Origin of the sequence: Flavobacterium sp. 9R, from assembly GCF_902506345.1 — a bacterium.
Classification (GTDB): domain Bacteria; phylum Bacteroidota; class Bacteroidia; order Flavobacteriales; family Flavobacteriaceae; genus Flavobacterium.
In genome coordinates, this window is the sequence record NZ_LR733413.1 from 80557 (window position 1) to 102255 (window position 21699).

17 protein-coding genes are annotated in these 21699 nt (G+C 34.3%); 10 read left to right on the plus strand and 7 right to left on the minus strand.

The features are described from left to right. The first annotated feature begins 58 nt into the window (after positions 1–58). Positions 59–361: a DUF3467 domain-containing protein gene (locus FLAVO9AF_RS00380; protein WP_064716542.1), complete on the plus strand. Its 303-nt coding sequence runs from the start codon at positions 59–61 to the stop codon at positions 359–361. Positions 362–450: 89 nt separating this feature from the next. On the opposite strand, the gene FLAVO9AF_RS00385 is transcribed toward FLAVO9AF_RS00380, so the two are convergent. Beyond that, the gene (locus FLAVO9AF_RS00385) at positions 451–2040 is read right to left on the minus strand and encodes a peptide chain release factor 3 (RefSeq protein WP_159682335.1); all 1590 of its coding nucleotides are present in this window, start codon (positions 2038–2040) and stop codon (positions 451–453) included. A 312-nt stretch (positions 2041–2352) separates the two neighbouring features. Between FLAVO9AF_RS00385 and FLAVO9AF_RS00390 the strand changes: the two genes are divergently transcribed. From FLAVO9AF_RS00390 to FLAVO9AF_RS00410, 5 genes are all read left to right on the plus strand, one after another. Next, complete coding sequence (locus tag FLAVO9AF_RS00390; RefSeq protein WP_159682337.1) at positions 2353–3756, plus strand: peptidylprolyl isomerase; 1404 nt, start codon at positions 2353–2355, stop codon at positions 3754–3756. A 75-nt stretch (positions 3757–3831) separates the two neighbouring features. Then, on the plus strand, positions 3832–4785 hold the full coding sequence (locus FLAVO9AF_RS00395; RefSeq protein ID WP_159682339.1) for a MoxR family ATPase: 954 nt from the start codon (positions 3832–3834) through the stop codon (positions 4783–4785). A gap of 329 nt (positions 4786–5114) precedes the next feature. Beyond that, on the plus strand, positions 5115–7889 hold the full coding sequence (locus FLAVO9AF_RS00400) for a bifunctional aconitate hydratase 2/2-methylisocitrate dehydratase (protein ID WP_159682341.1): 2775 nt from the start codon (positions 5115–5117) through the stop codon (positions 7887–7889). Between the two features lie 117 nt (positions 7890–8006). Then, complete coding sequence (locus FLAVO9AF_RS00405; RefSeq protein ID WP_159682344.1) at positions 8007–10271, plus strand: aconitate hydratase; 2265 nt, start codon at positions 8007–8009, stop codon at positions 10269–10271. A gap of 243 nt (positions 10272–10514) precedes the next feature. Beyond that, a complete protein-coding gene (locus tag FLAVO9AF_RS00410) occupies positions 10515–11963 on the plus strand; it encodes a peptidoglycan endopeptidase (protein WP_159682346.1) in 1449 nt (482 codons plus the stop codon). A gap of 1 nt (position 11964) precedes the next feature. On the opposite strand, the gene FLAVO9AF_RS00415 is transcribed toward FLAVO9AF_RS00410, so the two are convergent. The 6 genes from FLAVO9AF_RS00415 to rmuC all read right to left on the minus strand — a co-directional run bounded on the left by FLAVO9AF_RS00415 (position 11965) and on the right by rmuC (position 16825). Beyond that, the gene (locus FLAVO9AF_RS00415; RefSeq protein ID WP_159682349.1) at positions 11965–13266 is read right to left on the minus strand and encodes a TIGR00341 family protein; all 1302 of its coding nucleotides are present in this window, start codon (positions 13264–13266) and stop codon (positions 11965–11967) included. Positions 13267–13374: 108 nt separating this feature from the next. Continuing rightward, complete coding sequence (locus FLAVO9AF_RS00420; RefSeq protein WP_236552251.1) at positions 13375–13845, minus strand: hypothetical protein; 471 nt, start codon at positions 13843–13845, stop codon at positions 13375–13377. Positions 13846–13919: 74 nt separating this feature from the next. Beyond that, a complete protein-coding gene (locus FLAVO9AF_RS00425; RefSeq protein ID WP_159682352.1) occupies positions 13920–14462 on the minus strand; it encodes a YceI family protein in 543 nt (180 codons plus the stop codon). Between the two features lie 69 nt (positions 14463–14531). After that, positions 14532–15080, minus strand: a complete 549-nt coding sequence (locus tag FLAVO9AF_RS00430; RefSeq protein ID WP_159682354.1) for an acyl-CoA thioesterase — start codon at positions 15078–15080, stop codon at positions 14532–14534. A 3-nt stretch (positions 15081–15083) separates the two neighbouring features. Next, entirely contained in the window at positions 15084–15449 is a 366-nt protein-coding gene (locus FLAVO9AF_RS00435; RefSeq protein ID WP_159682357.1) for a 6-phosphogluconate dehydrogenase, read from the minus strand. A gap of 5 nt (positions 15450–15454) precedes the next feature. Continuing rightward, complete coding sequence (gene rmuC / locus FLAVO9AF_RS00440; RefSeq protein WP_159682359.1) at positions 15455–16825, minus strand: DNA recombination protein RmuC; 1371 nt, start codon at positions 16823–16825, stop codon at positions 15455–15457. Between the two features lie 862 nt (positions 16826–17687). Between rmuC and FLAVO9AF_RS00445 the strand changes: the two genes are divergently transcribed. The 4 genes from FLAVO9AF_RS00445 (at position 17688) to FLAVO9AF_RS00460 (ending at position 21494) form a co-directional block, all read left to right on the plus strand. Further along, positions 17688–18179, plus strand: coding sequence for a hypothetical protein (locus FLAVO9AF_RS00445; protein ID WP_159682361.1), 492 nt, complete (start codon positions 17688–17690; stop codon positions 18177–18179). Positions 18180–18476: 297 nt separating this feature from the next. Then, positions 18477–19337, plus strand: coding sequence for a protease complex subunit PrcB family protein (locus FLAVO9AF_RS00450; protein ID WP_159682363.1), 861 nt, complete (start codon positions 18477–18479; stop codon positions 19335–19337). Between the two features lie 163 nt (positions 19338–19500). After that, complete coding sequence (locus FLAVO9AF_RS00455; protein WP_255478112.1) at positions 19501–19980, plus strand: RNA polymerase sigma factor; 480 nt, start codon at positions 19501–19503, stop codon at positions 19978–19980. Beyond that, positions 19977–21494 (plus strand): hypothetical protein, encoded by a 1518-nt coding sequence (locus tag FLAVO9AF_RS00460; protein ID WP_159682367.1) that lies wholly within the window; start codon positions 19977–19979, stop codon positions 21492–21494. The genes FLAVO9AF_RS00455 and FLAVO9AF_RS00460 overlap by 4 nt, the downstream gene beginning before the upstream one ends. Positions 21495–21699 lie beyond the last annotated feature (205 nt).

Genomic DNA, 21699 nt, shown 5'->3' on the forward strand with positions numbered 1-21699 from the left:
TTTCGATCGTCTTTGAGTTTTTTAAATCACTACCTCTTTGAATCTTTAACTTTTTACTATGAAAGATCAACAAGAACAAATTAATATTGAATTAGACGAGAGTATTGCTGAGGGAGTTTATTCTAACTTAGCGATTATCAATCATTCCTCTTCGGAGTTTGTTTTGGATTTTGTGAGTATTATGCCTGGTTTGCCAAAAGCAAAAGTAAAGTCCAGAATAGTATTGACGCCACAACACGCGAAACGATTAATCAAAGCCTTGGCTGATAACGTTCATCGTTTTGAGTTAGCTCACGGTGAAATTAAAGATACAGAGCAAGCACCAATTCCTTTGAATTTTGGTCCAACAGGACAAGCTTAAATACAAAAAAGACTTCGTTAAGAAGTCTTTTTTTTGTTTGGAATTATAAGTAAAAGAAAAGCCAACTTTTTAGAGTTGGCTTTCTTGTATTAATCAAATTCTGAAGTGAAAAATAATTTAACGCTCGGGAATTTGCTTTGTGTCATTTGAATAGTAAAATCAGAATCGGCAAGAAATACGAGTTGGTTGTATTTGTCTTTGGCCAAAAACTTCTGTTTAATACGTTTAAATTCTTTGAATTCCTCGTTTTTAGCATCGTCTGGTTTTACCCAACACGCTTTATGAACAGGGAAGTTTTCATAAGTACATTTTGCTCCATATTCATGCTCCAAACGATACTGAATTACCTCATATTGTAGCGCACCAACCGTTCCAATTACTTTACGATTATTCATTTCAAGTGTAAACAACTGCGCAACACCTTCATCCATTAATTGGTCAACTCCTTTATCCAATTGCTTTGCTTTTAACGGATCGGCATTATTGATGTATCTAAAGTGTTCTGGTGAGAAACTTGGAATTCCTTTAAAACTCATAATCTCGCCTTCTGTCAGTGTATCACCAATTTTGAAATTTCCTGTATCGTGTAATCCCACAATATCTCCAGGATAAGAAATGTCAACAATCTCTTTTTTCTCCGCAAAAAAAGCATTGGGGCTAGAAAACTTTAGATTTTTCTTTTGGCGAACATGGTAATAGGGCTTGTTTCTTTCAAAAGTTCCCGATACAATTTTTATAAACGCCAAACGATCTCTGTGTTTTGGATCCATATTCGCATGAATTTTAAACACAAAACCAGACATTTTCTCTTCTTTAGGATCTACCAATCTTGTTTCAGACTCTTTTGCTCTTGGAGAAGGGGCTATGCTTACAAAACAGTCTAGCAATTCTCTTACTCCGAAATTATTCAAAGCTGAACCAAAAAATACAGGTTGAATTTTTCCATCTAAATACTCTTGACGCTCAAATTTAGGGTAGACTTCATCAATCAATTCTAATTCTTCACGAAGTTTAGTAGCTGGTTTTTCTCCAATAATTTTTTCTAATTCTGGGTTTTGTACGTCTGAGAAAGCAATTGTTTCTTCTATGTTTTTTCGGCTATCACCGCTAAAAAGATTGATGTTTTGTTCCCATAAGTTGTAGATTCCTTGAAAATCATAACCCATGCCAATCGGGAAACTTAAAGGAGTTACAGTAAGCCCAAGTTTTTGTTCTACTTCATCCATTAAATCGAAGGCGTCTTTACCCTCACGGTCTAATTTGTTAATGAAAACAATCATTGGAATGTTTCTCATTCTACAAACGGCTACTAATTTTTCAGTCTGTTCCTCGACCCCTTTAGCAACGTCAATAACAACTATTACACTATCTACAGCTGTTAAAGTTCTAAAAGTATCTTCAGCAAAATCCTTGTGACCAGGTGTGTCTAGGATGTTGATTTTTTTGTTCTTATAATTAAAAGCTAAAACGGAGGTAGAAACTGAGATTCCTCTTTGACGCTCAATTTCCATAAAATCACTCGTTGCTCCTTTTTTTATTTTATTACTTTTTACAGCACCAGCCTCTTGAATAGCTCCTCCAAAAAGTAATAATTTTTCCGTTAGTGTGGTTTTTCCAGCATCAGGATGCGAAATAATTCCAAACGTTCTTCTGCGTTGTATTTCTTCTAAAAAACTCATAGTAATAAAAATAGTGTGCAAAAGTACTACTTATAATTTCGAATAAAAAATCTGATGCAAATTCTATTGGTAAAACTTAGAATTGATTTTTTTAGAAATCATCTAAGCGTAATAATTTTTTGTTAATAGTAGGTAGTATAGTTGTATAATGTCTTTGAATTGCTATTTTTGTTTGCAATATGTTTACTTTTTTTCAATAGTAATTTTAGTGCTAAATAGTTTCCTATTTGTGGGGTGAATTAGCTTTTACAGTTTTGACAAGAGTACTCTTTTTGTAAATAATATTAATACATACAATTTAACCTTTTTTCGATGAAGTTTTTAAAATACAATTTTGTACTTCCTATTTGTTTAGTTTTAATGGTCTCTTTTGCAATGAATGCGCAAGAAGTGATAAAAGAGAAAGCAACTGAGGTAGTAAAAGAAAATCCAACGAAACGCCAAAAAGTAGATGGAGTAATTGCAACAGTTGGAGATTACATTGTATTAGATTCAGATATTGACAAGTCATTTTTAGAGATTACTGCAGCAGGTGGTTCTGTTAGTGGAGTTTCGAGATGTCAAATGCTTGGGAAATTATTAGAGGACAAACTATACGCTCACCAAGCCATTCAGGATAGTATTGTAGTTTCAGATTCTGATATCAAAGGAATGATGGAAGATCGTTTGAACTATATGGTTGAGAATTTAGGCTCTATGGACAAAGTAGTAGAGATGTATAAAAAAAGCTCCGAAGAAGAACTTAGATCTACATTTTTCGATGTTTTGAAAGAGCAAAAACTAAGCTCAGAAATGGGTAAAAAAATTGTTGATGGAGTAGAAATCACCCCAGAAGAAGTTCGTAATTACTTTAAAGCTATCCCAAAAGCAGATTTACCTACATTTGGAGCCGAAATGGAAGTGGCGCAAATTGTAGTTGCTCCAAAAGTTACTCAGGAAGACAAGCAAAAAGTAATTGACCGTTTAAAAGGATTTAAAAAAGAGGTTGAGGCAGGTGCTAGTTTTTCTACGAAAGCCGTTTTGTATACACAAGATCCAGGGTCAAGATCCACAGGAGGTTTTTATAAAATGAATAGAAAGACGCCTTTTGTAAAAGAATTTAAAGAAGTAGCTTTCAAATTAGCCGAAGGAGAAATCTCTGAACCTTTTGAAACTGATTTTGGATTTCATATCATTTTAGTGGAGAAAATAAAAGGACAAGAATTAGAATTGCGTCATATCTTACTTACTCCAACTGTTTCGGATCCATCCATTAAAGAAGCTAAAGAGAAAATCGACTTGATTAGAAAAAGAATCATCGATAAAGAAATTACTTTTGCTGAAGCAGCTAGAACAATTTCTGATGAAAAAGAAACAAGAGCCAATGGAGGCGCTTTGATTAACCCAAAAACGCAAGATACTCGTTTTGAATTGACCAAAATGGATCCAAGTTTATATAGCAGAGTTTCTAATCTTAAAGATCAAGAAATTTCTCAGCCTTTTCTAGAAGAGGATCAAGGGAAAAAGACTTTTAAAATTATAACCGTTACCAATAGAATCGATGAGCACACTGCTGATTATTCTAAGGATTATATTAAAATTAAAGATTTGGCTTTGAAAGAAAAACAAATCAAAGCAGTAGGAAAATGGTTTGAAGAAAAAATCAAAGAAACCTACATTAAAATTAATGGAGAGTACAGAGACTGTGCTTTTACGAATAACTGGTTGAAAAAATAATTTTTATAAAATAAATAAAAAGAGTTAGTTTTATGATTTCATAGGCTAACTCTTTTTTAATTAAAACAAACTTATATGTCAGATGTTGATGCGATTCATGCTTTAGTTCAAAAGCGAAACCAACTCAAAACAGAGATTGCAAAAATTATTGTAGGTCAAGATGATGTTATTGATCAAATTGTCCTTTCTATCTTCTCTGGCGGTCATGCATTGCTCGTTGGTGTGCCGGGTTTAGCAAAGACGTTAATGGTAAATACTTTAGCGCAAGCACTTGGTTTGGATTTTAAGCGAATTCAGTTTACACCAGATTTGATGCCTTCTGATATTTTAGGAAGTGAAATTTTAGATGAAAATAGACATTTTAAGTTTATAAAAGGACCAATTTTCTCGAATATTATTTTGGCTGATGAGATCAATAGAACTCCTCCAAAAACCCAAGCCGCTTTGTTGGAAGCAATGCAAGAACGAGCAGTTACGATTGCAGGTCATAACTATAAATTAGATTTGCCTTACTTTGTTTTGGCAACTCAAAATCCTATCGAGCAAGAAGGAACTTATCCTTTGCCTGAGGCACAGTTGGATCGTTTTATGTTTGCTATAAAGTTAGATTATCCCTCATTTCTCGAAGAGGTGCAAGTAGTGAAAAATACAACTTCAGATGTAAAGTTGGCTATTAATCCTTTGTTTACAGCAGAAGAAATTATAGAATATCAGCATTTAATTCGCCGCATACCCGTGGCAGATAATGTAATCGAGTATGCGGTAACCTTGGTTAGTAAAACTCGTCCTAATAACCCTTTGTCCAATGATTATGTAAAAAATTATTTGGATTGGGGTGCTGGTCCAAGGGCTTCACAAAACTTGATAATAGCTGCTAAAGCGAATGCCGCATTTCACGGAAAATTTTCTCCAGACATAGAAGATGTGAAGGCAGTCGCTACAGGAATTCTGCGTCATAGAATTATCAAGAATTACAAAGCAGATGCTGAAGGTATATCGGAAGAAATGATCATAGAAAAGCTATTATAACGTTATAGTTGTCTTATTTAGAAAGGTTCTTTGTTTGAAATACAACAAAGGACCTTTTTTTATTTTGTCTCATATTTTCATATTGATAAAAAAATCTTTTTTAAATATTGAATAGATAAAAATTTAATAAAATATTGATATTTTATCAATAAAAGATGGTTAAGTGCTGTTTTTGCCGATAATAATTTTCAAAAATGGGACTTCTATTAAATTTTTTTAATTCTCGGCTTTAATTCCTAAATTTGCGTACAAAAAAATAAAAACACTTAATTACTATGGCTTTTGGTATTGAAATATCCAATAAAAAGGGTCATTAACATACAACATTTATGAGCACTTACAACGATTACCTCAAAGAGATTGAAGAACGTAAAGCACAAGGACTTCATCCTAAACCAATTGATGGAGCTGATTTGCTAAGCGAAATCATTACTCAAATTAAAGATTCAAATAATACGAATAGAGAAGATTCTCTTCATTTCTTTATTTACAATACAGTTCCAGGAACGACTCCTGCAGCAGGTGTAAAAGCTAAATTTTTGAAGGAAATTATTTTGGGTGAATCTGTAGTTTCTGAAATAACACCAGAGTTTGCTTTTGAATTGTTATCGCATATGAAGGGAGGACCTTCAATTGAAGTATTGTTGGACTTAGCTTTAGGAAATGATGTTGCTACTGCAAAAGGAGCAGCAAAAGTATTGAAAACTCAGGTTTATTTATATGATGCAGATACAGATCGTTTAGCTGCTGCTTATCAAAGTGGGAACGAAATTGCAAAAGATATTTTAGAAAGTTATGCTAAAGCTGAGTTTTTTACAAAGCTTCCAGATGTACAAGAAAAGATTGAAATTGTTACGTATGTAGCTGGTGAGGGAGATATTTCTACAGATTTATTGTCTCCAGGAAATCAAGCGCATTCTCGTTCTGACCGAGAATTACACGGAAAATGTATGATTACTCCACAAGCTCAGGAGGAAATTAAAGCACTTCAAACGCAGTATCCAGATAAAAGTGTAATGCTTATAGCTGAAAAAGGAACTATGGGTGTTGGATCTTCAAGAATGTCAGGGGTAAATAACGTGGCGCTATGGAGTGGTAAACAAGCAAGTCCATACATTCCATTTGTGAACATTGCTCCAATTGTTGCAGGAACAAACGGAATATCACCAATTTTTCTTACTACTGTGGATGTTACGGGTGGTATCGGTTTAGATCTTAAAAACTGGGTGAAAAAAGTTGATGCAAATGGAGAGGTTCTTCGTAACGAAAGTGGTGATCCTATTTTAGAAGAAGTGTATTCTGTTGCTACAGGTACTGTTTTAACAATCAATACTAAAACCAAAAAATTATATAAAGGAGATCAAGAACTGATTGATATTTCTAAAGCGTTTACTCCACAGAAAATGGAGTTTATCAAAGCTGGTGGGTCTTATGCAATTGTGTTTGGAAAAAAATTGCAAACATTTGCATCAAAAACTTTAGGGATTGATGTTACACCTGTATTCGCTCCATCAAAAGAGGTTTCTATCGAAGGACAAGGATTAACTGCGGTAGAAAAAATATTTAATAAAAATGCTGTAGGTACAACACCAGGTAAAGTGTTGCATGCGGGTTCTGATGTTCGTGTTACGGTAAATATTGTTGGATCTCAAGATACAACAGGTTTAATGACTTCACAAGAACTTGAGTCTATGGCAGCTACTGTAATTTCACCAACAGTTGATGGTGCTTATCAATCGGGTTGTCATACTGCTTCGGTTTGGGATAATAAATCGAAAGCGAATATCCCTAGATTGATGAAGTTCATGAATGACTTTGGTCTTATTACAGCGCGTGATCCTAAAGGAGTATATCACGCTATGACAGACGTTATTCACAAGGTTCTTAATGATATTACTGTAGATGAATGGGCAATCATTATTGGTGGTGACTCTCATACAAGAATGTCAAAAGGTGTAGCTTTTGGTGCTGATTCAGGTACAGTTGCACTTGCATTGGCTACTGGTGAAGCTTCTATGCCAATTCCAGAATCTGTGAAAGTAACTTTCAAAGGTGATATGAAAAACTATATGGATTTCCGTGATGTTGTTCATGCTACACAATCTCAAATGTTGCAACAATTTGGTGGCGAGAATGTGTTTCAAGGAAGAATAATTGAAGTGCATATAGGTACATTAACCGCAGATCAGGCCTTTACATTTACAGACTGGACAGCTGAAATGAAAGCTAAGGCTTCTATTTGTGTCTCAGAGGATGCTACTTTAATTGAATCATTAGAAATTGCAAAAAGCAGAATCCAAATTATGATTGATAAAGGAATGGATAATGCTAAGCAAGTATTAAAAGGATTAATCAATAAAGCAGATAAGAGAATTGCTGAAATTAAATCAGGAGAAAAACCTGCTTTAACTCCAGATGCGAATGCTAAATACTATGCAGAAGTTGTTATTGACCTAGATGTTATTGCTGAGCCAATGATTGCTGATCCAGATGTTAATAATGCTGATGTTTCTAAGCGTTATACTCACGATACTATTAGACCACTTTCTTTTTATGGAGGAGTGAAAAAAGTAGATCTTGGTTTTGTAGGATCATGTATGGTGCATAAAGGAGATATGAAAATTCTAGCTCAAATGCTTAAAAATGTAGAAGCTCAATATGGTAAAGTTGAATTTAAAGCACCTCTTGTGGTTGCTCCACCAACTTATAATATTGTTGATGAATTGAAAGCTGAAGGAGATTGGGAAGTTTTACAAAAATATTCTGGTTTCGAATTTGACGACAATGCTCCAAAAGGGGTAGCGCGTACAGGATATGAAAATATACTATATCTAGAGCGTCCAGGTTGTAATTTATGTATGGGTAACCAAGAAAAAGCAGCAAAAGGAGATACTGTTATGGCTACTTCAACGCGTCTTTTCCAAGGAAGAGTTGTAGAAGATAGCGAAGGGAAAAAAGGCGAATCGTTACTTTCGTCGACTCCAGTTGTTGTATTGTCTACAATTTTAGGAAGAACTCCTACTATCGAAGAATATAAAGATGCTGTGAATGGAATTAACTTAACACAATTCGCTCCATCTCATAAATTATTAGTAAACAACTAGCATATTGCTTTTAGCTATGATTTAAAAGCCTGAGTCTATGGATTCGGGCTTTTTTTGTGCTTGTTTTTTTGTAACTTAGAAGATAATAATAATTAGTATTAATTTTATTTAAATCTTATGGCATTCGATATTGAAATGATTGAGAAAGTGTATGAAAATATGCCTTCTCGTGTAGATAAAGCACGTGAACTTGTAGGACGTCCACTCACACTAACAGAAAAGATTTTGTATGCTCATTTATGGGAAAAAATACCGACTGAACACTTTAAAAGAGGTGTTGATTATGTCGATTTCGCTCCTGATAGAGTTGCGTGTCAAGATGCAACAGCACAAATGGCTTTGTTGCAATTCATGCATGCTGGTAAGAAGACAGTCGCAGTACCAACTACAGTGCACTGTGATCACTTAATTCAAGCAAAATCTGGTGCAAAAGAAGATCTAGCTTTTGCTAATAAACAATCCAAAGAGGTTTTTGATTTTCTTTCATCCGTTTCAAATAAATATGGAATAGGATTTTGGAAACCAGGTTCAGGTATAATTCACCAAATTGTATTAGAAAACTACGCTTTTCCAGGCGGAATGATGATTGGAACCGATTCTCATACGGTCAACGCAGGAGGATTAGGAATGTTAGCTATAGGTGTAGGTGGAGCAGATGCGGTTGATGTGATGTCCGGAATGTCGTGGGAGTTAAAATTTCCTAAGTTAATTGGAGTAAAATTAACTGGAAAACTTAACGGTTGGACAGCTCCAAAAGATGTGATTTTAAAAGTGGCTGATATTCTCACAGTAAAAGGAGGAACGGGTGCTGTTGTTGAATATTTTGGTGAAGGTGCTCTAAATATGTCTTGTACAGGAAAAGGAACTATATGTAATATGGGTGCAGAAATTGGCGCAACTACTTCTACGTTTGGTTATGATGATTCTATGCGCAGGTATTTAGCTGCAACAGGGAGACAACAAGTTGTTGATGCAGCCGATAAAATAGCTTCTTATTTAACTGGAGATCCAGAAGTTTATGCTAATCCAGAGCAGTATTTTGATCAATTGATAGAAATTAATTTATCAGAATTAGAGCCGCAGATTAATGGTCCTTTCACTCCTGATAGAGGAACGCCAGTTTCTAAAATGAAAGCTGAAGCAGCGGCGAATGGTTGGCCTATTAAAGTAGAATGGGGACTTATTGGTTCTTGTACCAATTCATCTTATGAAGATATGGCTCGTGCAGCTTCTATTGTAAATCAAGCAGTAGAACACGGAATTACCCCAAAAGCTGAATTTGGAATTAATCCTGGTTCTGAACAAATTCGATATACCATCGAGAGAGACGGTATTATAGCAACTTTCGAAAAAATGGGAACCAAAGTGTTTACCAATGCTTGCGGGCCATGTATTGGTCAATGGGATAGAGCAGGAGCTGATAAGGGGGAGAAAAATACCATTGTGCATTCATTCAATCGCAATTTTTCTAAAAGAGCCGATGGAAATCCTAATACGCATGCTTTTGTAACTTCTCCAGAAATGGTGGCGGCTCTTGCAATTTCCGGAAGGTTGGATTTTAATCCATTAACGGATACTTTACTGAATGATAATGGAGAAGAAGTAAAATTGAAAGCTCCTTTTGGAGATGAATTACCCAAAAGAGGATTTGATGTTGAAGATGCAGGTTTTCAAGCTCCAGCTGAAGATGGCTCAAATGTTCAAATCGTAGTCAGTCCTACTTCAGACCGTTTGCAATTATTGGCACCTTTTGAGCCATGGGATGGAAAAAACATTACTGGTGCTAAGCTTTTGATTAAGGCATTTGGTAAATGTACCACAGACCATATATCAATGGCGGGTCCGTGGTTGCGTTTTCGAGGACATTTGGATAATATATCTAACAATATGCTAATTGGTGCAATCAATGCTTTTAATCAAAAAGCAAACGAAGTAAAAAATCAGATTACAGGAATTTATGAACCTGTACCAACCGTTCAAAGGGCTTATAAAGCCGCAAGAATTCCTTCAATAGTAGTAGGGGATCATAATTATGGCGAAGGTTCTTCTCGTGAGCACGCTGCAATGGAGCCACGCTTCTTAGGGGTTAAAGCGGTTTTGGTAAAATCGTTTGCTCGTATTCACGAAACGAATTTAAAAAAACAAGGTATGTTGGCCTTAACTTTTGCTAACGAGTTGGATTATGATAAAATTCAAGAAGATGATACTATTAATTTCTTGGATTTAACCGAATTTGCACCTGGTAAACCCTTAACTATTGAACTAGTGCATTCCAATGGAACTTCAGAAACCATTCTTGGGAATCATACGTATAACTCGGGTCAAAAAGGTTGGTTTGTGGCTGGTTCCGCATTAAACTTAATCGCTTCAGCAGGACAATAGTTCTATAAAATACACGTCATAAAGAAAGCTCCTTAGGTAACTTTGGAGCTTTTTTGTTTCTAATTATAGTCCTATAAATTTATTTTATAATAGTTTTAACATTTTTAATTTATTAAAAAAAAGTATATTTGTAAAACTTGATAAAAACGTGATTTTTAGATTAAAAATGCCCTTTTTTTTAATCTAATTTCTGTGAAATAAGCTTTTAGATAAAAATAATACCACAATTTGTAAAAAATAAGGATGAAGTACTTTGGAATACTATTTTGGCTTTTGGTTTGTACCACGACAACTGTTTTTTCACAAGAAAAATTTATTACACACAAAATTTCTCAGGGCGAAACCATTTCTTCAATAGCTGAAAAATACAATGTTAGTCAAAAAGTAATTTTTAATTTAAATCCAAAAGCTTCAGGGATTTTAAAATTGAATTCGGTATTAAAAATTCCAAATAAGAATTATAAAAAGGGAGTTGCCAAAAAAGAACTGGCAGCTAAAAAGAAGCTTACCAAAGAGATTGATTATGTTGTTTTGCCAAAAGAAACTTTATTTGGTATTGCAAAAAAGTTCAATGTTAGAGTCGAAGAAATTAAAAAAAATAATCCTTCAATAGAAAAATCAGGATTACAAATTGGAGAGAAAATAAAAGTAATTGTTCCTGAAAACTTCGAGTTGAAAGAAGAGCCAGCGGTTGCTATCTCAAACGATTCTGAGCAAAAAAACACAACTATCCCTTCAAATACTACCGCTATTAGTGAATTTGTTGCTCCAAATGCTTCAACTGAAGGACAGCAAATCCACGAAGTACTTGCAAGTGAAACAAAATATGGTATCTCAAAACGCTATGGGATTTCGGTTGAAGCGCTTGAAAAATTGAACCCAAACATTGTATCTAAAAGTCTTGAAATAGGTCAGAAACTGAATGTGCCTTTGCAAAACAAAGCAACCGAAGTGATTCAAACTGTTGAGGTTTCAAAACCGTCAGAAGTTAAAGTTGATAATCCTGTTGCTGCAGCAAATGAACAAGTTACAGCAGAAACCTCGGTTGCCAATACTATTTCCTCACCTGAAACTACAGCGATTGTTCATGAAGTATTACCAAAAGAAACCAAATTTGGTATTGCCAAAAAGTACGGAATTACTGTTGCGGAATTGGATAAACTAAATCCTTCGATTCATAAAAAATTGAGAGTGGGAAGTATTTTGAAGATAAAAGAAGGAACCGCTGCTGTTGCTGTAAATGAAACAGAAACCAAGGTGGAAGCAGTAGTTACGGAACCCACTTCTGAAAAGTTTTTTGGAGAGTATTCCATTGCAGATGATTTAATTGCAAAGGCTTCAGACAATTTGGGAATTCGTTATAGGTCTGGAGGTACGACAAGAGCTGGTTTTGATTGTTCTGGTTTAATGTGTTCTACCTTTAGTGCTTTAGATATCAAGCTTCCAAGGTCGTCCAATGAGATGTCCAATATTGGAATTAGAGTTACACCTACAGAAGCCAAAAAAGGTGATTTGATTTTCTTTAAAACCAGAGGTAGCGGAAGAATTAATCACGTTGGTATGGTGGTTGAGGTAGTAGGGGATGAGATTAAGTTCATTCATTCTTCTACCAACAGTGGTGTAATCATTTCTTCAACAAAAGAAGGATATTACCATCGAAATTTTGCTCAAGTTAATCGTGTTTTAAAGTAATTTACTCTTCCTGCTCTTTGAACATTTCGATGTTGTTTTTCGAAATTCTTTTTTTTAACCACATCTTAAGCTTCTCTTCATCGCTAGTACTTAATATTTTGGTACTGCTATAAATTGCTACAGTTTTAGTAATTGTACTATCCGTATTTTCATTAAAAGTATGATTAGCCAATGATATGTTTTTGATTTGGGGAAACAAAATAACGATTTCTTCCCTTAATGCCTTATTGTTATAAGTGTTCTGTTTTAGCTTATTTTCTAAATTGAGTATCATTAAGTCTTTTTCATTTTCTTTCGCTTTTTCAGAAGCATTGTTTTCCAAAATGAATTTCTTAATATCTGTGGTGTCTTGTTTTATTACCAATTGAGTGTTTTCGATCTTGTATTTTTTTAACGCACTACTTAAGTTTTGTATCTCTTGTTTGTTTATTTTTTTGTTTAAAAAAGCCAATTCAATACTTTTTGGGTTTTTGTTGTAATTGATTTTTTGGTACAAAATGGCAAACCCTTTTTCATTCAATTCATCATTTAAAAACAATTCCACTTTTTGTTTGTATTTTTTTTCTTGGGCTAACAAATAAGCAAAATAAACACTAGGTACAATTAGCAAAACAATAATTGTGGAAATGGTATATTTTATTTGTTTTCGGTATTTTGGGTCTACATGCGTGACTTCAGGATACTGTAAATACTTTACGATAACAAAGGTAGAAATGCAGATAAACACACAATTGATAGTGTATAAAAATAGGGCGCCGAGAAAGTATTTCCAATTTCCAATAGCCAGTCCATATCCTGCTGTACACAAAGGAGGCATCAAGGCTGTCGCAATCGCAACACCTGGTATAGGGTTTCCTTTTTCAACTCTAGTAATCGCAATTACGCCTACAAGACCACCAAAAAAAGCAATCAATATGTCGTATATGTTGGGCGAGGTACGAGCCAATAATTCAGATTGTGTTTCCTTAAAAGGACTCAGCATAAAATAAATAGTAGACACAAACAAACTGACTAAAGTAGCAATGAGAAGGTTTTTGGCTGCTTTTTTTAATAATTCAAAATCATAAATACCTAAGCTAAAACCTGCTCCAACGATAGGTCCCATTAATGGAGAAATAAGCATAGCGCCAATAATCACAGCAGTTGAGTTGACGTTGAGTCCAACAGAAGCGACTACAATAGCACAGGCCAAAATCCAAACTGTGGCTCCACGAAAGGAAATATTTGCCTTTACATTTTCTAAAACTTTTTGTTTGTTTTCTTCTCCAGTATGTAAGTCAAGGAATTTTTGTAATCGATTCATAGTATTCTGAATTAAAAAATGGTACAATAAAGTTAAGCAATTAAAAATTGGCATAAAAAAAACGTTGAAATTAGTTCAACGTCTTAGAGTTGTTATAGAAATTGGATTTTAGTTCTTGGTAAAGGTCAAATAATCAGTTCCACCATTGCCACCGCTTACGTCTTTTAGTTTAATTACTGTTGAAGTTCTTTCGATAATTTCCCAGTCATCTGTTAGTTCAAGAAAAGTAGCAGGAGAAGCAAAAGCAATATTGAAATCCAAGTCACTTATACTATCGTCATCATTACTATTGCTATCTGTGACAGACCAAGTGCCTGTTTGTGTTAATGTTCCGTTAGTAGCAGTTAGAACACCATTGCTGCCAAACGTAAAGTTATAGCCAGAAAAATTACTTGTTTCTTCTTTGTCAGTATCGAAGTAGTAGGTGATTTTCCACGTTCCAGATCCTACTACAGAAGTAACGCTGCTTATTGAATTTGTTCCAGTAGAACTACTGTCGTCGGAACTGCAAGAAAGAAAAAAGACAGTAGCCAAAAGCAATACAATGCTTTTTTTGTTGATAAAATGGATTGTTTTCATATTATGTGGTATTTAAGATTTAAATGGTAACGAAAAACAAATGGTTATATTGTATGTTGCAGAAATTCAGTTACTTATTCTAATATTGAAGTTTTTAAGTGTATGGACACTTTCTTAGAAATTTTAGCGGCTACTATGGTTGGTATTTCAATATTGAAGTCGTCTGTGTTTACGACAAATGTAGATTGGATCTCAATTCCCTTGGCTATTTTTTTAAGCCAAGCTTTGCTGATGATGGGTTTGGATTTACCGTGTATTTTCAGAATTCCTTTTATTTGGTATTCTGTAGGGGTTTGGGATATAAATTTGTAATCAAATTTATCAATTCTACCAATAAAAGTTGCTTTGGGATAACGATCGCTCTCTAAATAGTTTTCATTAAAATGAGTGCGCATCAAATCTCTTTTGAACTTAAAATCTTTGATAAAAACGGTACAGCTAATTTCGCCAGTTTTTATTTCAACAGAGAAAATGACTTCCTCATTAATGGCTTTCACTTCCTCAAAAAAAGGTACCGAAGCTTCAAATGAAATTACCCCTTTTGAGTCAGATAATTGTTCTTGAGCTTGAATGAAGAGTGTAAACGACAAGAAAAAAAGAGAAACTATTTTTTTCATAAGTCAAGAGATATTGTATCTCTTAAAGTTACGAATTTTAATTATTATAAACGATTGTTTAGCAGGTTTTTATTGAAGTTGCAGCTGAATGTTGTACTTGGTGATATTGGCTAAGTTTTCTGCAGAACAATAATCAAATTCTTCTTCGTGCTCTTCGTGTTCTTTTTTGAGTTCTATTTGTTTTAAACAATTGCTAAAGCGTCGTACATCATTTAGGGTTTTTAATTGTAAGCCCGGTACGGCAACACTTTTTCCGCTAGCATCTTTGGCAACCATTGTAAAATAAGAGGAATTACAATGTTTTATGGCTCCAGTTTGAATGTTTTCTGCTTCTACTCGAATGCCAACAATCATTGAACTTCTTCCAACATAATTCACAGAAGCTTTCATAGTAACCAATTCACCCACTTCAATAGGTTGTAAAAAGTTTACAGTATCAACAGAAGCGGTTACGCAATAGTTTCCAGAAAACTTAGAAGCACTTGCAAAGGCAATTTGGTCGAGTAAGGATAAGATATAACCGCCATGAATTTTACCACTAAAATTAGTGTGTGACGGCAGCATTAGTTCAGAAATGGTAACATGCGATGCGGAAACAGGCTTGAATATGTTGGTCATAATTTATCTGTTATTAAACGGGGAGGCTTCTTTTTGAACGGAGGTTATAAAAAAACGAGTTTCGCCCCACCACATAAATGTTCGTTTTTTTTCTTCATAAGTTAAGCGAACATAATGACCTTGTAGAATTTTCAAACTATCGATAACTGCTTTGTCTTTGTCTAAAACTGAAAAGCGAAAAATTTGTGCTCCCGAAATTCCTTGGCTCAATTCGCCTTCCCAAGTTTTGATGAGGACACCTTTATGGCTCAAACGGATTAACTCCCCAGAGCGAACGCCATCACTAACAGGAATATAATAAATAAACGCCATATAAATAGAAACGATTAGTACTCCAGCGAGTAGCAATAAAGCAGCAATTTTTTTCATTTGTTTTAGTTTATAAGGTTGTTTGTATCATTTTCAGCTCTTTTTAGAACATTTTCAGGTAATGATTTTTTGGCTTTAGCGCCCATCTTTTTTAATTTTTCTACACTAACAATCAGGTTCCCTTTGCCATCCACTAGCTTACTCATAGCGGCTCCGTATTCTGTTTTACTTTCGTCAATTTTCTTTCCTATTTTAATCAAATCGGCCACAAAACCTTCAAATTTATCATAAAGCGCACCAGCTTGTCGTGCAATTTCAAAGGCATTTTCTTGTTGTTTTTGGTTGGTCCACATACTGTCAATAGTGCGTAAAGTAGCCAATAGGGTAGAAGGCGTCACGATTACGATATTTTTCTCAAAGGCTTTGTTGTACAAGGTAGTGTCGTCATTTAATGCTAAAGCAAAAGCAGGTTCCATAGGAATGAAAAGCAAAACAAAATCAGGACTTTCTATTTGGTACAAATCATGATAATTTTTATCACCCAGTTGCTCTACGTGGCGCTTTATAGATTGAATGTGTTCTTTTAAAAATCCAGCTTTTAAATTATCGTCTTCTTCATTAATGTATTTTTCGTAGGCAGTCAAAGACACTTTAGAGTCGACAATCATTTTTTTGCCATCGGGTAAATTGATAACGACATCAGGAAATACTCTGCTTCCTTCGGCATTGGTATGCGATTGTTGTACAAAATATTCTCGGTCTTTTTCCAATCCCGATTTTTCTAAAACCCTTTCCAAAATAAGTTCACCCCAATTTCCTTGCATTTTACTATCTCCTTTTAATGCTTTGGTAAGGTTTAAGGTTTCTTTACTCATTTGAAGATTCATTTGTTGCAAACCAACAATTTGCTGACGCAATGCTGCATGATAGTCAATGCTTTCTTTGTGGGTATCTTCAACTTTTTTCTCGAATAACTGAATTTTATCTTGAAGGGGACTCAAGATATTCTTCATATTTTCCTTGTTCTGTTCCGTGAATTTATTCGATTTTTCGTCAAGAATTTTATTGGCTAAGTTTTCGAATTCTTTCGTGAATTTTTCCTGAAGTTGTTCTACTTCATTTTTTTGTTCTTTATGTCGTTCTAGTAAATTATCAAAATCTACTTCTTTTTTAGAAAGCTGAATGGCCAAACTATCTTTTTCATTTCGGATGGCTTCTTTTTCTTGAAGGCTACTTTGCAATTGTTTTTCGAAAGTAGTTTTATCGATTGTAGCTTGTTCTTTTTGTTGTTGTAGCAAATGTTGGGAAGCATTGATTTTCTCTTCCAAGCTTATTTTTTGCGACTCAAAACGAGCTGAAAACAACAGTTTTCCAATAAAAAGACCAAGGGCAAGCGCAACGATAAAAACCAATAAAAAAGAAAATAATTCAGACATGGAGGATAGTTTTTTTGAAAAGTAAAAGTAAGAATTTAATATTTAGTTTCAAGTTGACTTATAACGATAAAAAAATCCTTTCAAAGAAGACTTAAGGTTTTTACCTACTTCGCCTAGGCGGATTACCTTGATAAGATTAAGATTATAAGTTTTATTGAGCTATAATATAGTGAAAAATTACTTTGGTTGGAGTAAGGAAAACCGTAATGTGGTTAATTAATTTGTCTATAGCTTTAATAATTGTAAAAAAAATAAAGACTAATAATGGCAAAATAGTGTAAGTAAATTTAGAAACTACCTACATAGGGTGGAGGTTTTTTGTAGACATTCAAAATAATTTTCTAGGAATTGAGTCTAGAATATCTTCAATGGACTTGTGATTTTGTATGAAAAAAAGCGAAAATAGTCTCCAGTATATGCATTGTTGTTTTGATGAAATTGCTTCAAGTCCAGTGTTATTGCCATTATGTAGATAAAATATTTAAAGTTCATTGACATAAGTTTTTCAAACACTGAAACAGTTCTAACCATCACTGAAAATCTTTCGATTTTTAATAAGGGTATTTAGTAGTGGTTTACAAATACTTTGATAATGTTTTTATCAAGGTGTTTGTGGTTATAATTGATTTAAAGATAAGATAACCTACTAGTTATTACTTATCACTTTTTACTCCCAAAAATAGTAGCGCGCAAATAAGCTAAATCAGTAGACAATTATAATAGTAATTATCAAAAGTTATATAGTTCAAAGTCACAGCAGTTAGTGATAACAGTAATTATAAACTCTTCGGCTTAATGTACACATAAAATGTCAAACGCATCAAAATATAGGAGTACTTGAGATTATAAAAAAAATGAAATCATGAAAAAACTATTATTAATTGTGCTAATATCATTTAGTGCGAGTTCTCAAACAAACTTTAATTTTTATTACGGCTCTAATAAGTCTTTAGGCGCTGAGATTTTAATTGACAAGTCATTTGGTTTTGGATTTGCTGGGACGGCAGAAGAGACAAAAGCTTTAGGCGAATTCTCAACGGGATCTATAAATGACTACGACCTTAAGAACGAAGTATCAACTACTACGCAGAAATGGTTCACTTTGTATGGAGTGGCTATCATTGGTTATATTGGGTTATTTCAAATTAGTTTCGATACTGGTTTAGCTATGTACGGTAGGCACGCTAATTTTCTTGACCCTAACAGAAACGAATACTACCACAAGAAGGACAAGCTATTGTTTAAGCCAATGGTAGGTATTAATGCAACTTACTCTTTTACAAAAGACATTGGCGCACAAATTGGTTGTGATACGTTCAATTACCTTAATATTGGTTTTGTTGTTTATTTTTAAGTTATTATAAGGTGGATTTTTGATTTTACCAGATTTAAGTAAAGTAGATACTTTATTACTTGATGTTAAGTTGTCGATAATAAATTTTAGGAAAAAAAATGCTCTTTTTTAGCACTTGTCAAGGCTAAAGAGGAGCATTTTTTTTATCAATGCACACACCTTTTTTTGACTATACTAAGTGCTATTGTTCTGAGGGGTAAAAAATAATTTCCCTAAGTTTTATTTATTTTTTGTTTTTCAACGCAACCTTTCGTTCCAAGCCTCCTCTATGAAAGAAACAAACAAAATACATTTACAATGAAAAAAATAGTTCTTTTTATCGCGATAGCAATAGGGCTTACCTCTTGTTCCTTAAACTCTGAATCGGATTCAATTTCTTGCGGTGATGCTAAAAATGTAGCTTTCAAGAGTTTTACTACTTGTAACACGTTGATTACAGAAACGGTAGAATCAAAAGCCATTATAATCAATTCTCAAGAAAAGTTCAATGCTACCTTCAAACCTTGTACGCCTCCAGCGGTCATTGATTTTACTACCACAAGTTTGGTAGGCCTTTTTGCTGGACAAAAACCATCAAATGGTTATGCTATAAAAATACAGTCAGTGGTAGAGACAAATTGTGAAGTTGTAGTTTCGTTTTATGAAATTGCACCAAAGGCAGGTGATCCTGTAACTCCAGGAGCAACTTATCCTAAAGACGTTATTGCTATTCCTAAAACATCAAAACCAGTGTATTTACAACGTGTAGCACAAAATAATGAATACGCAATTATAGGAAGCTTTAGAGGTGCTTGTACAGGAAGCGCGTGCCAAGAATTTTATCGTTTGGATGTACAAAAAGTGCTTCGCTTTAAGGACGTTGTGTATGGTGATTATGATATGGCTAAATATGGTTTTAATGCTTTGGTTTACAAAGAGGAATATTCAACTTTTGTAGGCGGAATACCTAGTGAAATTACCAGCCTAAAAGGACAAACTAAAACCTTTGGCACACCAGATTCACACGATCAAGGAGGAATTTACTTCGAATGGCATCAAGGAAGTGTAGTAACCAAAATCTATTTGGATAATGATGATACTACAGATCAAAGTTCAGCAGTTATCAGTTTTAAGAAAAGACTTCAAGAAAAAATAGCGACGTTAAAAACCAAGAATTAATCGTTTTAAATTGGTATTGCTTAGCCAAAAAGAATAACGTTACTTTTGTATAACTGTATTGCCTCCAAAAGGTATTATTTAAGACGATTTGAAAGACAATTTAGAAATACTTATTAAAAAGTGTGTAGAAAACGACAGGGTCGGGCAGCAGAAAATATATCAGTTGTTCGCTCCTGTTCTTTATGGTCTTTGTTTGAAGTATATGAAAAATGAAGACGATGCCAAAGATGTATTTCAAGAAGCATTTGTAATTGCTTATCAAAAAATGTATCAGTTTAAATTTGAAGGGAGTTTTGAAGGGTGGTTAAAGAGAATTTTTATTTATAAATGCATCGAAACCTTAAAAAAGAACAGAAAAAACCTTTTTTTATTAGACGGATATGATGACCCCATTGACGAAAGTTTTGAAGAAGAGGAAATAGATAAACTTTCACTTAGCGAAGAAAAATTACTAGAATACATACAAGATTTACCGGATCAATACCGATTGGTTTTTAACCTTTATGTTTTCGAAAAACTAAAACATAGAGAGATTTCGGTTATGCTTAACATTACGGAAAGCACTTCGAAATCAAACTTGAATCGTGCTAAAACATATCTGAAAAGAAGAATTTTAGCCGCATTTAATTCTAAAACAGCATGAAAAAAGAAAAGATAGAAAATTTATTTTCTTCAATGGAAGACTTCTCGAGTGTCCCACCACCAGAACTTTGGGATGCTATAGAAAAAGAATTGGAAAAACCCAAAAAGAAAAAAAGAGCTTTGGTGTGGTGGTTTGCTGCGGCCAGTTTGTTGGTAGGAATGGGGATTCCTGCCTATTTGTTTTTTCAAACCAGCCCAGATGTTTTACCAAATAGCGTAGAAGCTGGAGAAGCTACAAAAACAGTGTACAAAGCAGCACCATCACCAATCCATTCATCCAAAAATGCAAATACAGACAATGCCGTTGTTACAGTAACCAATGATTCGTTGCCAACACTTCCATCAAGCACTTATTCTAAAGCAATTGGAGTACCAACGAACAAAGGTTCCAAAAACAATGGACTCAAACAAGCGCCCAATAGTGTTGCGAATGCAGGCAAGGAAGAGAATCTTTCTCCTTTTGCTAATAAGCAACCAAAAAGTAATACAAATACAAACATCACCCAATTACAAGCAAACAGCGCTGCAATTGCTGCTACTGTAAATGCGACTCATAGTAATGCAACGAACATTTTTAATGCATCCAGCCAAGAAAACAAAGTGGGTAATGCAATTAAAAATGAACAACCAAGTACTAAAAACTCAAACGAAATTGTCTTAGAGAACAAGTTCATAGACAAAACGACAGTGGTAACAGCAACAAATACTGAGACCAAAACTAAAGAGCAATTGCAAATCCAACAGGAGCTCGCAATTTTAGAACAAAAAGCAAAAGGAGAAGAAAAAGAACCAAAGGAGAAAAAAGATAAAAAGCAAGAAGCACTATCAAAATGGTCCATGCAAGTAGTAGCGGGACTAAATACGTCTCAAAATTATAGCAATCAGCAAACTCTAGGAGCTAAAGGGCAAGCACAACAAGGTAAAACGTATGGTGTAACAACACAGTACAAATTGAATAAAAAATGGGCTGTAGGTTCAGGTTTAAAACTTAACGAGTTAGGGCAACAATTAAAAGGAGTATCGTATTACAACAACCAAATGGTACAAGGAGCCGGAATCAATGGTGTAATTGTGGCTGATAAAACAGATGTAAACACTATTTCTACCAATTCAGACTATGTTTTCCTTGCTCAAACCAAGTCAATAGCATTCAATCCAATGGCCTTTTCATCTGGGGATATAGCACAAAATCTCAAGTATGTAGAACTACCGCTTACCGTTTCTTATGCCCTGTTTCAAAAAAACAAAACCAATGTCCATCTCAACACAGGAGGTTTTGTTGGGAAATTAGTGGCCAATCAATTCCTGCTCAATGGTCAGTACATTGGGGCAAGCAATCAAGTCAACGATATGGTGTACGGAACCTTATTAACCAGCACCATTCAATACAAAGTTTTTCCAACGACTCATTTGTTTGTAGAGCCCGGAATGAATCTTTTTAGCAGCCCATTAAAAGAACAAAGCTTCAATCAGTTCCAATGGTCATTAAACTTTGGAGTACATTTTGATTTTTAATATTTAGTAGCAGTTACATAGGGTTTGTCAGTTAGCATACACCCGTCATCCGCTATATCTTTGCCTTTTTAAAGAAAAAAGGCAAAGGATGCCGCTCCTACCGGGGCTAGGGAGAAGCAATTGTGTTTTTTTGTGAGCAACTCCCAAACAATTAATTTATTCTTAACGCGCTGCAATCAGGGCTACCTTTTCCCTGTCATTTCTT

What these genes read in the sequence shown, in the direction of transcription:
- FLAVO9AF_RS00415 (WP_159682349.1), bottom strand. Translation starts at nt 13,266, where the DNA reads ATGAATCGATTACAAAAATTCCTTGACTTACATACTGGAGAAGAAAAC.
- FLAVO9AF_RS00405 (WP_159682344.1), top strand. Translation starts at nt 8,007, where the DNA reads ATGGCATTCGATATTGAAATGATTGAGAAAGTGTATGAAAATATGCCT.
- FLAVO9AF_RS00380 (WP_064716542.1), top strand. Translation starts at nt 59, where the DNA reads ATGAAAGATCAACAAGAACAAATTAATATTGAATTAGACGAGAGTATT.
- FLAVO9AF_RS00395 (WP_159682339.1), top strand. Translation starts at nt 3,832, where the DNA reads ATGTCAGATGTTGATGCGATTCATGCTTTAGTTCAAAAGCGAAACCAA.
- FLAVO9AF_RS00425 (WP_159682352.1), bottom strand. Translation starts at nt 14,462, where the DNA reads ATGAAAAAAATAGTTTCTCTTTTTTTCTTGTCGTTTACACTCTTCATT.
- FLAVO9AF_RS00400 (WP_159682341.1), top strand. Translation starts at nt 5,115, where the DNA reads ATGAGCACTTACAACGATTACCTCAAAGAGATTGAAGAACGTAAAGCA.
- FLAVO9AF_RS00420 (WP_236552251.1), bottom strand. Translation starts at nt 13,845, where the DNA reads ATGAAAACAATCCATTTTATCAACAAAAAAAGCATTGTATTGCTTTTG.
- FLAVO9AF_RS00430 (WP_159682354.1), bottom strand. Translation starts at nt 15,080, where the DNA reads ATGACCAACATATTCAAGCCTGTTTCCGCATCGCATGTTACCATTTCT.
- FLAVO9AF_RS00460 (WP_159682367.1), top strand. Translation starts at nt 19,977, where the DNA reads ATGAAAAAAGAAAAGATAGAAAATTTATTTTCTTCAATGGAAGACTTC.
- FLAVO9AF_RS00450 (WP_159682363.1), top strand. Translation starts at nt 18,477, where the DNA reads ATGAAAAAAATAGTTCTTTTTATCGCGATAGCAATAGGGCTTACCTCT.
- FLAVO9AF_RS00445 (WP_159682361.1), top strand. Translation starts at nt 17,688, where the DNA reads ATGAAAAAACTATTATTAATTGTGCTAATATCATTTAGTGCGAGTTCT.
- FLAVO9AF_RS00410 (WP_159682346.1), top strand. Translation starts at nt 10,515, where the DNA reads ATGAAGTACTTTGGAATACTATTTTGGCTTTTGGTTTGTACCACGACA.
- FLAVO9AF_RS00385 (WP_159682335.1), bottom strand. Translation starts at nt 2,040, where the DNA reads ATGAGTTTTTTAGAAGAAATACAACGCAGAAGAACGTTTGGAATTATT.
- rmuC (WP_159682359.1), bottom strand. Translation starts at nt 16,825, where the DNA reads ATGTCTGAATTATTTTCTTTTTTATTGGTTTTTATCGTTGCGCTTGCC.
- FLAVO9AF_RS00390 (WP_159682337.1), top strand. Translation starts at nt 2,353, where the DNA reads ATGAAGTTTTTAAAATACAATTTTGTACTTCCTATTTGTTTAGTTTTA.
- FLAVO9AF_RS00435 (WP_159682357.1), bottom strand. Translation starts at nt 15,449, where the DNA reads ATGAAAAAAATTGCTGCTTTATTGCTACTCGCTGGAGTACTAATCGTT.